Below are 10,709 nucleotides of genomic sequence, written 5' to 3'. Positions count from 1 at the left end.
ACCTTGAAATGACGGAGTCAGAGTCCGTTGCCTTACCGTTTGGCGATAGCCCTATGTCCTGTTACTTGAAATATTATACACGAAGTATTTCCAATTTGCAATACCCTAATTCAAATTTTTTCAAATTTTTCTATTTTTCTATTTTACTATTTTTTTATTTCCCCACCTCCCTCTTCCCTCCAAAAAAGGAGGAACCGCGCAGCTCCTGTCGCCCGCAGCCCCTCCGTTCTTGTCCTGCCCTCTTACACCTCAAACGTCAGCTCCCCATAGGAAGGCACCGGCCACACGTCCTTGTCCACGATCATCTCCAACGCGTCGATGGGAGCCCGCAGCTCCTCCATGGCGGTCCTGACCACATCCTTGCAGAAGAACGCCTGCTCTTTGGCATCCTTCATAGCCGCAGCCTGGGCCATGGCCCGGCTCAGCCTACCCAGCGCTTCCTGGGCCGCCGTCAGCTTCCCATTCACCTCGCCCAGAAGCCTTGCCTGCACCACAGGCTCCGCCCCGGCTTCCCTGACGGCCACCACCGCGTCCGCAAGCTGCCTGGTATACTTCACCACGGCAGGGATGTATTTCTTGCCGGCCATGTCTATCATGGTATTGGCCTCGATGTTGATGGTCTTGGCATAGGTCTCGTAGATGATCTCCTCCCTGGACTCCAGCTCCACCTTCGTGAAGATGCCGAACTTCTCGAAGAGCTTCACCGCCTTGTCCGTGGTCAGGGTACAGGCCGCCTCCACCATGGATTTGATGTTGGGCAGGCCCCGCTTGGCCGCTTCCGCCACCCAGTCCTCGGAATAGCCGTCCCCATTGAAGATAATCCGCTGATGGGCCCCCATGTACTCCTTGATCAGGTCATGCACCGCCAGATCGAAGTCCTCCGCCTTCTCCAGCCTGTCGGCCGCCTCACAGAAAGCCTCCGCCACGATGGCATTCAGGGTGGTGTTGGGACTGGCGATGGAATCCGCACTGCCTACCATGCGGAACTCGAACTTGTTCCCCGTGAAGGCAAAGGGCGATGTCCTGTTCCTGTCCGTGGCATCCTTCTCCAGGTCGGGCAGCGTGGACACGCCGGTCTCCAGCTTGCCGCCCTCCAGGCAATGGGCCGCCTCGCCAGTCTCCACCAATTGCTTCACCACATCCTCCAGCTGCTCCCCCAGGAAGATGGAGATGATGGCGGGAGGGGCCTCGTTCGCCCCCAGCCTGTGGTCGTTGCCCACGTCCGCCGCGCTCTGGCGCAGGAGATCCGCATGGGTGTCCACGGCCTTGATGATGCAGGCCAGCACCAGAAGGAACTGGATATTCTCGTTGGGGGTCTCGCCGGGATCCAGCATGTTCACCCCATTGTCCGTGCCCAGGGACCAGTTGTTGTGCTTGCCGGAGCCGTTCACCCCGTCGAAAGGCTTCTCGTGGAGCAGACAGGTCAGGCCATGGCGGCCGGCCACCTTCTTCATGGTTTCCATGACGAGCTGGTTGTGGTCAACCGCGATGTTGGCCGACTCATAGACAGGAGCCAGCTCATGCTGGGCCGGGGCCACCTCGTTGTGCTGGGTTCTGGCCGTCACCCCCAGCTTCCACAGCTCCACGTTCAGATCCTTCATATAAGCGCCCACCCGCTCGCGGATGGTGCCGAAGTAATGGTCCTCCAGCTCCTGGCCCTTGGGCGCGGGAGCGCCGAACAGGGTGCGCCCGGCGAAGATCAGATCCTCCCGCTGAAGATACTTTTCTCTGTCCACGAGGAAGTACTCCTGCTCCGGCCCTACGCTGGCCACTACCTTCGTGGCCCCTTCGTTGCCAAAGAGCCGCACGATGCGCAGCGCCTGCTGGCTGATTGCCTCCATGGAGCGCAGCAGGGGGGTCTTCTTGTCCAGGGCCTCCCCGGTGTAGGAGCAGAATGCCGTGGGGATACAGAGGATGACTCCCGTGGCATCCTCCTTCAGGAACGCCGGGGAAGTGATGTCCCAGGCCGTGTAACCCCTGGCCTCGAACGTGGCCCGCAGGCCTCCGGAGGGGAAGGAAGACGCGTCAGGCTCGCCCTTGATCAGCTCCTTGCCGGAGAACTCCATGATCATCTTGCCGTCCTCGTCCGGGTGCGTCACGAAAGCGTCGTGCTTCTCCGCCGTGATGCCGGTGAGGGGCTGGAACCAGTGGGTGTAATGAGTGGCGCCGTTCTCCACGGCCCAGTCCTTCATGGCCTTGGCCACCACGTCCGCGGCCGCCAGGGACAGCTCGCCCCCCTGATCCATGATTTTCCTGACTTCTTTATAGACGCTCTTGGGCAGCCTTTCCTTCATCTTGCCAAAGGTGAATACCTTGCTGGCGAAAATCTCTTCTACCTTCACTACTTCACACATTTTCCTTCTCCCTTCTCTCCCTGTCCTCCATCGGCCGCATCCCGGGAATCCGCCACATAAAAAAAGTCCCAAAGTAACACCTTACCATGGAACCTCCTCGTTCATTGAATGCCGATGTGCAGAAATGGTGGCATACAGCCGCGCCAACGTTTCGTTTTCTATAAAATACCCTAATTTCCCCCAAAATGCAATACCCCAAATGCCATTTCTCGCTTTCTTCCAAAAAAGGAGTTCTCTCCTGTCAAAGGCAGAGCAGGTTGCATAGAGCCTCAAGGTCTCCCGGCTTTCCAGTCCTGGCGGAATGCACAAGGCTTGGGCCGCAAAATATGGAAGAGGTGCGGGCTGCTAAAGAAATTGCTAGAAATTGCAAAAGTAAGAGCTAATCACCCGGAAGGGAGGAAGGGGCATACATGGAGGCCATGGCAGCAAAAGAAACCCTGAACCTAATCGACCGGCTGAGGGCCCGGGGATTCGACAATGACAAAGTAGTTGAATGCATCGAATACACCGAAGGAAAGCGCAAGCCGGAGCCGCGAAAGGAAAACGAAAAGGGAGAATAACCGCCCAAAGAGAACCCGGGAAGGGTGGCGGGCAGGCACCTCTGCCTACGCCTCCGCGCGGTTCTCCCGCCGCAGCAGATCCCAGGGCGCGGGCATCTCGGAAAGCCTCACCCATATAATCTCCCTGGCATGGGGGCAGCTCTCCACCGCCTCCCCCTCCCCGTTGTACATGGCCTCCACGGTCGCCGGCACGTTCCTCCCGTCCGGCTTCATGATCTCAATGGCCTCTCCCACGGAAAATTTATTGCGCTGCTCCAGCCGGGCCAGGGAGAAGACGCCTCCGTCTTCCATCCCCTGCATCCATGGCAGCGCATCGCCCGCAGCCACCTCCCGGATGTTCCCCAGATAGATATATTCGTTCACATAAGTGCTGTTGTCATAAATCTGGGCCTCCCCGGCAGGTCTGCCGAAGTAGAAGCCCGTGGTGAACTGACGGTAGGTGCACTTGGAGATCTCCGCCCTGTACCAGTCCAGATTTGCCCGATACCGCTCTCCGGAGACGAAATAATCGTCTATGGCCCTGCGGTAGGTCCGGGCCACCGTGGCAATGTACAGCGCCGTCTTCATGCGCCCCTCCACCTTGAAGCTGTCTATCCCCGCCTCCACCAGCTCCGGTATATGTTCTATCATGCACAAATCTTTGGAATTGAATATATATGTGCCCCGCTCGTTCTCGTACACCGGAAGGTACTCTCCGGGCCTGGTCTCCTCCACCACCGCGTACTTCCAGCGGCAGGGATGGGTGCAGGAGCCCTGGTTGGCATCCCTCCCCGTAAAGTAATTGCTCAAGAGGCAGCGCCCGGAATAGGAGATGCACATGGAGCCCTGGACGAAGCTCTCTATCTCCATCTCCTCCGGGATCCGCTCCCGGATGGCCCGTATCTCCGCCAGGCTCAGCTCCCTGGCGGACACCACCCGCCTGGCCCCCAGCTCCCACCAGAACCGATAGGTGCGGTAGTTGGTGTTGTTGGCCTGGGTGGAGATGTGAATCTCCGCCTCCGGCCATACCTCCCGGGCGACGGCGAACATCCCGGGGTCGGATATAATCAGCCCGTCGCACCGCTCAGGCTCCATGTCCCGCAGCTCCTGAAAATAGGCCGCCGCCCCCTCCAGGTCGTCATTGTGGGCCAGGATATTGGCCGTGACATACACCTTCACGCCCCTTGCATGGGCGAAGGCGATACCCTCCGCCATCTCCTCCGGGGAGAAGTTCTTCGCCTTGGCCCGCAGCCCGAAGGCCTCGCCGCCGATGTACACGGCATCCGCCCCGAATATCACCGCGGTCCTCAGCACCTCCAGGCTCCCCGCCGGTATCAAAAGCTCCGGTTTCCTTCTCCCCGCCATAATCCTGCCCCTTCCTTTTCTTTTTCACGCTTGACACTCAATGTCACCCCGTCCCCCACCGGCAGCACCACGGTCTCCAGCAGGGGATGGTGCTTCAGCTCGTACAGGTACTCCCGCATCCTGGCATGGATGGTGCGGTTGCGCCTGTCCACCGCAAAGCGGGACTCTGTCACGTCCCCGTCCTGCAGCACATTGTCCGACACCAGGAATCCCCCCGGCGCCAGCAGCCGCAGGCTGTCCGGCAGGAAGCGGATATACTGCCCCTTGGCCGCATCCATGAAGATCATGTCGAAGCTTCCCGTCAGCTCCGGCAGGATATCCGCCGCATCCCCCTCCAACAGGGCGATCTGATTCTCCCGCCCGGCCCGCCGGAAGTTCTCCCTGGCCACGGGAATCCGCTTTCCGTATTTCTCTATGGTGGTCACATGGCAGCCCTCCGGGCCGTATTCGCACATCAACAGCGCGGAAAAGCCCACCGCGGTCCCCACCTCCAGAATCTGCCGCGGCTGCCTGGCCGCCAGCAGAAACTTCAGCAGGCTCTGCGTGGACTTGCGCACGATTGGAATCTGATTCTCCAGCGCCTCTTTTTCTATCCCGTCCAGGAAGGCCGTATTCCCCCTGTCCAGCGAATCGATGAAAGCCGCCATTCTCTCATCTATGATCATACTTCCTCTTTATATACGGGATGGCGTCACTCTGCCTCCGGTTCCCCGTCAAGCCCCTCTGTGTCTTCGGGCGCACCGTCCCCGGTCATCCCATCCCCGGCCGCATCCCCTGTGCCGTCCTCTCCGCCGGGCGCTCCTCCCCCGGCGGGCGGGCCGCTCTCCGAGGAAGATTCTCCCTGGCCGGAGGAGCTTCCCCTTCCTGCGGAATCCCCTTCGCCTTCCTCTTCCTCAGCCTCCGCCACCACCATGGCCTGCATCATCTCCTCTGCGGTCATGGCCGTGCTCAGGTCGAATGTGCCGGGGCCCACATCCTCCCTGTACTCCGAGAGATAATACTGCAGCGCGAAGAGCCTGGCGTCCCGCACCAGCCCCCTGCCCTCGAAAAGCTTTCCGATGTCCAGCGGGGACATGTCAGGGCTGACCGTCACCGTCACCGTCCGGCCCTCTCCGGCGGACATGGCCGGCTCCGTGAAGATACGGTAGCCGTAGTCATAACAGATCCCGGCCCCCTGGTAAATCACATACACCACCGCCACCGCCATCACCACCCGGAAGATAGCCCCTGCCACTGCAGCTATTATGCTCGTTACTTTCATACTAACCTCCATGCCCGACCGGCAGACCAAGCGCCTCGCCCCAACGCCCTTCCACAACCTGGAAGAATGCCCGCCCTTTGGGCATTCTGACCTGTGCGGATGGATTGCAATACGAACTTGTTCGTGTGCCATCCTGGAAGTTCTTGGCGGGCGTCCTTTGGCCGCCTAGAACTTCTTCTCACACCTCCATGATGATCGGCAGTATCATAGGCCGCCTCTTGGTCTTCTTCCAGACGAAGTCGCTGAGGGCATCCTTTGTGGTATTCTTCAGCTTCCCCCAGTCCGTGATCCCTCTGTCCAGGCACCTCTCGATGGCCTCGTCCACGATCTGGCGGGCCTCCTCTATCAGCTCATCGGATTCCTTCACATACACGAAGCCCCTGGACACGATATCGGGCCCTGCCACCAGCTCTCCGCCTACGCGGTCCAGGCTCATGACCACTACCATGATGCCGTCCTCCGCCAGATGCTGGCGATCCCGCAGCACCACGTTCCCCACGTCGCCCACGCCCAGGCCGTCCACCAGAATGGCCCCTACGGGAACCCTGCCCGTGATGCCCGCGCGGTTCTTGTCCAGCTCCAGCACATCGCCGGAGGAGAGGATGAAGATATTCTCCTTCTCCATGCCCAGGCTCTGGGCAATCTTCGCCTGAGCCTTCAGATGCTTGATCTCCCCGTGGACGGGGACGGAATACTTGGGCCGGATCAGCGCGTAGAGCAGCTTGATCTCCTCCTGGCGGGCATGGCCGGACACATGGGCATCCTGGAAGATCACGTCCGCGCCCTTGCGGATCAGCTCATTGATCACCTTAGTCACGGATTTCTCGTTGCCCGGGATGGGGTTGGAGGAAAAAATCACCGTGTCCCCCGCGCCGATGGTAATCTTGCGGTGCATGCCGCTGGCCATGCGGCTCAGGGCCGCCATGCTCTCCCCCTGGCTCCCGGTGGTGATCACCACCTGCTTCTCGCTGGGATAGTCCTTCATCTGCTCTATCTCGATCAGGGTATTGTCCGGGATGCTGATGCAGCCCAGGTTCCTGGCCGTCTCGATGATGCTCACCATGCTGCGGCCGTCCACGCAGACCTTCCTGCCGAACTTGTACGCCGTGTTGATGATCTGCTGCACCCTGTCCACATTGGAGGCAAAGGTGGCCACGAAGATCCTGGTATTCTTATGCTCCTCGAACAGATTGTCAAAAGTGGCCCCCACAGTGCGCTCCGAGGGAGTGAAGCCCGGCCGCTCCGCGTTGGTGGAGTCGCACATCAGCGCCAGAACGCCCTTCTTGCCCAGCTCCGCGAAGCGCTGCAGGTCGATGGCGTCTCCGAATACAGGCGTGTAGTCAACCTTGAAGTCCCCCGTGTGCACCACCACCCCCACCGGGGAGTAGATGGCCAGCGCCGCCGCGTCCACGATGCTGTGGTTGGTCTTGATGAACTCCACCCGGAACTGTCCTAAATTGATGGACTGGCCGAACTTCACCACCTTGCGCTTGACGCTCTTGGTCATCTCATGTTCCTTCAGCTTGTTCTCGATGATGCCCATGGTGAGCCTGGTGGCATAGATGGGCGCATTGATGTCCCGGAGCACATAGGGGAGCGCTCCGATATGATCCTCATGGCCGTGGGTGATCACGAAGCCCTTCACCTTGCTGATGTTGTCCTTCAGGTAGGTCACATCTGGGATCACAAGGTCGATGCCCAGCATGTCGTCCGCCGGGAACGACAGGCCGCAGTCCACCACAACAATACTGTCCTCATACTCGAACGCAGTAATGTTCATGCCGATTTGCTCCAGGCCCCCCAAAGGGATTATCTTTAGTCTGGAACCGTTGTTATTCTCTTTTTTCTTCAATCAAATCTCCTCCACATTCTACACAGTAGCCGTAGAGCTTTACCTCATGATCCACAACACGAAATCCGGTAGTCGCGATGATTTTCCCCTCCAGCTCCTCCAATAAATCGTCCTGGAATGAAATCACCCTGCCGCATTTGATACAGATCAGATGATGATGGCGGTGTCTCACCGTGCCCTCCAGAGCACTCCCCATCTCATAGCGCACGAACCCGTCATCAAAACTGACCCGGTCGATTAGATGCAAGCTCCCCAACAACTGTATGGTTCTATAAACAGTAGCCAGCCCGATGTCCGGGCAGTCTGCTTTTACCAACTCAAATATTTCTTCCGCAGTCAGATGCTCCCGGGGACAGGAATCGATGGCCTCCAGCACCGCCATGCGCTGTCTGGTGACCTTCAGGCCTCTGTCCTTCAAAAGCCTCTCTGCTTTCCCCTTATCAAACGCCATATCCCAACTCCGCGCGTACCCCCTGTCTGCAGGCTCCTGTCCTGACCGATAGGGCATAGCCTCCGCCCAGGCCCCGAAGCTTTCGTTCACGCATTCTCCAGCTCCACGTCCTCCAGCATGTTCTCGAATACGCCGGCTACAGCTTCCAGCTCCTGGTCATCGGACACGATAGTATAGAGCCCTTCCGGCTCCCCGTCTCGAGACATGTCCTTCAAAATCAGCGCCTCTCCGTCGCCCTCTTCCTCATCCGTGACAAGGATATAGTCAATGCCGCCTATCCTCGTCTGCTCCAGCACATAGAATTCCACCGGCTCTTCTCCCTCCGGCGTGAACGTAATCTTCTCCTGCTTTGCCATTTCCGCACCTCACGCACACCTTCACATGGAGGCGTGCATTTCAATCCTCTTTCTCTGTCTGTCCGTGGCTGCGTCTGTCCAGGTATCCCTGGAGTATCAGGGCAGCCGCAATCTTGTCCACATAATCCTTCCGTCTCTCCCTGCGGATGCCGGCCTCTATCATAGCCTTGTCCGCCGCCACCGTGGTCAGCCTCTCGTCCCACATGACAACGGGCAAGCCTGTCCGGCGCTCCAGCTTCTCCCGAAATTCCTCCGTCAGCTCCACCCGTACTCCTTCGGTGGCGTTCATGTTCTTGGGGAGGCCCAGCACGATCTCCTCCACCTCGTATTCCAAAATCAACTCCTCGATCCGGGCCAATGTCCGGCGCAGCTTGTCCTCTCTCTCCCTGCGGATGATTTCCAGGCCCTGGGCCGTGATGAGCAGGCTGTCGCTGACAGCCACCCCCACCGTCTTAGAGCCGAAATCCAGACCCATTATGCGCATAGCCGCCTCCCTTTCGTCCCCTACTCCCATTCCTTCGTGCGGATGTACTCCGTCAGCAGCTCCTCCACCAGCTCGTCCCGCTCCACCTTCATGATCATGCTCCGCGCATTCTGATGGCTGGTGATATAGGTGGGGTCGCCGCTCATGATGTAGCCCACGATCTGATTCACCGGGTTGTATCCCTTTTCCGTCAGCGCCTCATATACGGCGGCCAGCACCACCTTCGCTCCGGCGGCAGGTTCCGAGTCTACCTTGAAGTATTGTGTGTTTTCCAGATTCTGCATGCCATGACTCCCATCTGCCCGCTCCGGCAGGCTCAACCCGCGGCATTTTAGCGCCCAATGCCACTACTTCCTTTCATCATACCTCATTTTCGCCAAAAATTCAAGCTACATCAAAATTTCATCTGTCAGAAAATCCCTGACCGGTATCTTCACCACTGTATTTATCATGGCGGGGGCCTCCTGCAGACGCTCCGTGACGTCCACCGCCACCTTCACGTAGTCCTTCGTGTGGCCGATGCAGTATGTCCGCCCGCCTATCTCTCGGGTCTCCTCCAGAAGCGCCTCGGCTTCCTTTCCTATGTAGCGCCTGCGGAACTCCAAGGACTGCCGCTCCCCCAGGGCGATCAGCTCGGCGCTGCGCCTGGCCTTCACAGGCTCCGGCACCTGGTCCGGCATGGAAGCCGCCGCGGTCCCCTCCCGCCTGGAATATTTGAAGACATGCATTTCGTAGAACCCTGCCTTCTCCAGGAATTCCCTTGTGTCAGCGAACTCCGCTTCCGTCTCCCCGGGAAAGCCCGCGATCACGTCCGTGGTGATGGCCGGCCGGTGGAAGCATTCCCGCAGAAGCTCCACGCTCTTGTAGTATTCCCCGGCGGTGTAATGTCTATTCATCCTTTTTAAGGTAGCGTCGCAGCCGCTCTGGAGGGACAGGTGGAAATGGGGGCAGAGCTTGGGCAGCGCCGCCAGCCGCCTCACCGCCTCCGGCGTGACGATCCGCGGCTCCAGGGAGCCCAGGCGGATCCGCTCCAGGCCCTCTATCCCATGGATCTGCTCCACCAGCTCCACCAGCCTGCTGCGGCCGTTGTATGCGGGCTGCCGTTTTCTTTCACGCGCCCTGTCGTCTGTTCGCGGTTCCTCCCGGAGGGCCCCCTGGTTCCCAGGCGCCTGCCCGGCGCCCCCGCGCAGAAGAACGGATTCCTGCCCGGATTCCGGATCCCCGGTGCTCCCGGCCTTCCGCCCGGTCTGCGCCCCGGCTGCGTCTCCCTCCTCCTGCCCGGAGCCCCCGCGCAGAAGAACGGATTCCTGCCCGGATTCCGGACCCCCGGTGCTCCCGGCCTGCGCCCCGTCCTCCCCGAAGTCGATTCCGTAGGAGCTGATATGGATGCCCGTGAGCACCACCTCCCGGTAGCCCGCGTCCACCAGGCCCCGCACCTCCTCCAGGACATCCTCCGCCCTGCGGCTGCGCACCCTGCCCCTGGCGTAGGGGATGGCGCAGTAGGAGCAGAACTGGTTGCAGCCGTCCTGGATCTTGATATAGGCCCTGGTGCGCTCCGCCGTGTGCTTCAGCCGCATCTCCTCATATTCGTAGGTATGCCCGATGTCCAGGACGGTGGCGCCCTCCAGGGTCTTGTCCCTCTCCGGGCCGCCCTCCCGCCTTCTCTCCAGATACTCCTCCAGGATGGCCGCGATGTCCTTCTTCCGGTTGTTGCCGATGGCAAGGTCTACGCCCGGATCCGCCTCCACGGCCTCCCGCCCCGTCTGCACATAGCAGCCCACCGCCACCACCACAGCGTCGGGATTGAGCTGCCTGGCACGGTGCAGCATCTGTCTGCTCTTCCTGTCCGCGATGTTGGTGACCGTACATGTGTTCACGATATAGATATCGGCTCTTTCATCAAATGCCACAATGCCATATCCTTTTTCCCGGAGGATTTGGCGCATTACTTCCATTTCATAGGAATTGACCTTGCAGCCCAGATTATACAATGCCACAGTTTTCATGATTATTCCCCACTTTTTTGTACTGTTTTCGCCTTGACTTT

11 protein-coding genes are annotated in these 10,709 nt (G+C 59.6%); 1 reads left to right on the top strand and 10 read right to left on the bottom strand.

Annotation, left to right across the window (positions count from 1 at the left end; all coding sequences use genetic code 11):
* Positions 1-242 precede the first annotated feature (242 nt).
* A complete protein-coding gene (locus Q2B33_RS02260) occupies positions 243-2,354 on the bottom strand; it encodes a glutamine synthetase III (protein WP_300567363.1) in 2,112 nt (703 codons plus the stop codon).
* Between the two features lie 419 nt (positions 2,355-2,773).
* On the opposite strand from Q2B33_RS02260, the gene Q2B33_RS02255 reads away from it, so the two are divergent.
* Positions 2,774-2,914: a hypothetical protein gene (locus Q2B33_RS02255; RefSeq protein WP_300567366.1), complete on the top strand. Its 141-nt coding sequence runs from the start codon at positions 2,774-2,776 to the stop codon at positions 2,912-2,914.
* Between the two features lie 45 nt (positions 2,915-2,959).
* On the opposite strand, the gene Q2B33_RS02250 is transcribed toward Q2B33_RS02255, so the two are convergent.
* The 9 genes from Q2B33_RS02250 to Q2B33_RS02210 all read right to left on the bottom strand — a co-directional run bounded on the left by Q2B33_RS02250 (position 2,960) and on the right by Q2B33_RS02210 (position 10,668).
* The gene (locus Q2B33_RS02250; protein ID WP_300567369.1) at positions 2,960-4,258 is read right to left on the bottom strand and encodes a U32 family peptidase; all 1,299 of its coding nucleotides are present in this window, start codon (positions 4,256-4,258) and stop codon (positions 2,960-2,962) included.
* Complete coding sequence (locus Q2B33_RS02245; RefSeq protein WP_300567372.1) at positions 4,228-4,923, bottom strand: O-methyltransferase; 696 nt, start codon at positions 4,921-4,923, stop codon at positions 4,228-4,230. Before Q2B33_RS02245 ends, Q2B33_RS02250 begins: the two co-directional genes overlap by 31 nt.
* A 26-nt stretch (positions 4,924-4,949) precedes the next feature.
* Complete coding sequence (locus Q2B33_RS02240; RefSeq protein WP_300567375.1) at positions 4,950-5,519, bottom strand: hypothetical protein; 570 nt, start codon at positions 5,517-5,519, stop codon at positions 4,950-4,952.
* Positions 5,520-5,697: 178 nt separating this feature from the next.
* A complete protein-coding gene (locus Q2B33_RS02235; protein ID WP_300567378.1) occupies positions 5,698-7,371 on the bottom strand; it encodes a ribonuclease J in 1,674 nt (557 codons plus the stop codon).
* Positions 7,352-7,822: a Fur family transcriptional regulator gene (locus tag Q2B33_RS02230; RefSeq protein ID WP_296472628.1), complete on the bottom strand. Its 471-nt coding sequence runs from the start codon at positions 7,820-7,822 to the stop codon at positions 7,352-7,354. Before Q2B33_RS02230 ends, Q2B33_RS02235 begins: the two co-directional genes overlap by 20 nt.
* An 86-nt stretch (positions 7,823-7,908) precedes the next feature.
* Positions 7,909-8,178: a DUF1292 domain-containing protein gene (locus Q2B33_RS02225; RefSeq protein WP_296472569.1), complete on the bottom strand. Its 270-nt coding sequence runs from the start codon at positions 8,176-8,178 to the stop codon at positions 7,909-7,911.
* Positions 8,179-8,218: 40 nt separating this feature from the next.
* Positions 8,219-8,662, bottom strand: coding sequence for a Holliday junction resolvase RuvX (gene ruvX, locus Q2B33_RS02220; RefSeq protein ID WP_296472572.1), 444 nt, complete (start codon positions 8,660-8,662; stop codon positions 8,219-8,221).
* Between the two features lie 20 nt (positions 8,663-8,682).
* A complete protein-coding gene (locus Q2B33_RS02215; RefSeq protein WP_296455078.1) occupies positions 8,683-8,946 on the bottom strand; it encodes an IreB family regulatory phosphoprotein in 264 nt (87 codons plus the stop codon).
* Positions 8,947-9,051: 105 nt separating this feature from the next.
* Positions 9,052-10,668 (bottom strand): MiaB/RimO family radical SAM methylthiotransferase, encoded by a 1,617-nt coding sequence (locus Q2B33_RS02210; protein WP_300567387.1) that lies wholly within the window; start codon positions 10,666-10,668, stop codon positions 9,052-9,054.
* Between the last annotated feature and the right edge of the window lie 41 nt (positions 10,669-10,709).

It is taken from the genome of uncultured Acetatifactor sp. (assembly GCF_948601915.1).
Lineage (GTDB): Bacteria > Bacillota > Clostridia > Lachnospirales > Lachnospiraceae > Acetatifactor.
Note: the sequence above shows the minus strand (reverse complement) of the source record. Positions and strands in the feature narration are given on the sequence as shown.

What these genes read in the sequence shown, in the direction of transcription:
- Q2B33_RS02230 (WP_296472628.1), bottom strand. Translation starts at nt 7,822, where the DNA reads ATGGCGTTTGATAAGGGGAAAGCAGAGAGGCTTTTGAAGGACAGAGGC.
- Q2B33_RS02240 (WP_300567375.1), bottom strand. Translation starts at nt 5,519, where the DNA reads ATGAAAGTAACGAGCATAATAGCTGCAGTGGCAGGGGCTATCTTCCGG.
- Q2B33_RS02210 (WP_300567387.1), bottom strand. Translation starts at nt 10,668, where the DNA reads ATGAAAACTGTGGCATTGTATAATCTGGGCTGCAAGGTCAATTCCTAT.
- Q2B33_RS02225 (WP_296472569.1), bottom strand. Translation starts at nt 8,178, where the DNA reads ATGGCAAAGCAGGAGAAGATTACGTTCACGCCGGAGGGAGAAGAGCCG.
- Q2B33_RS02245 (WP_300567372.1), bottom strand. Translation starts at nt 4,923, where the DNA reads ATGATCATAGATGAGAGAATGGCGGCTTTCATCGATTCGCTGGACAGG.
- Q2B33_RS02255 (WP_300567366.1), top strand. Translation starts at nt 2,774, where the DNA reads ATGGCAGCAAAAGAAACCCTGAACCTAATCGACCGGCTGAGGGCCCGG.
- Q2B33_RS02260 (WP_300567363.1), bottom strand. Translation starts at nt 2,354, where the DNA reads ATGTGTGAAGTAGTGAAGGTAGAAGAGATTTTCGCCAGCAAGGTATTC.
- Q2B33_RS02250 (WP_300567369.1), bottom strand. Translation starts at nt 4,258, where the DNA reads ATGGCGGGGAGAAGGAAACCGGAGCTTTTGATACCGGCGGGGAGCCTG.
- Q2B33_RS02215 (WP_296455078.1), bottom strand. Translation starts at nt 8,946, where the DNA reads ATGCAGAATCTGGAAAACACACAATACTTCAAGGTAGACTCGGAACCT.
- ruvX (WP_296472572.1), bottom strand. Translation starts at nt 8,662, where the DNA reads ATGCGCATAATGGGTCTGGATTTCGGCTCTAAGACGGTGGGGGTGGCT.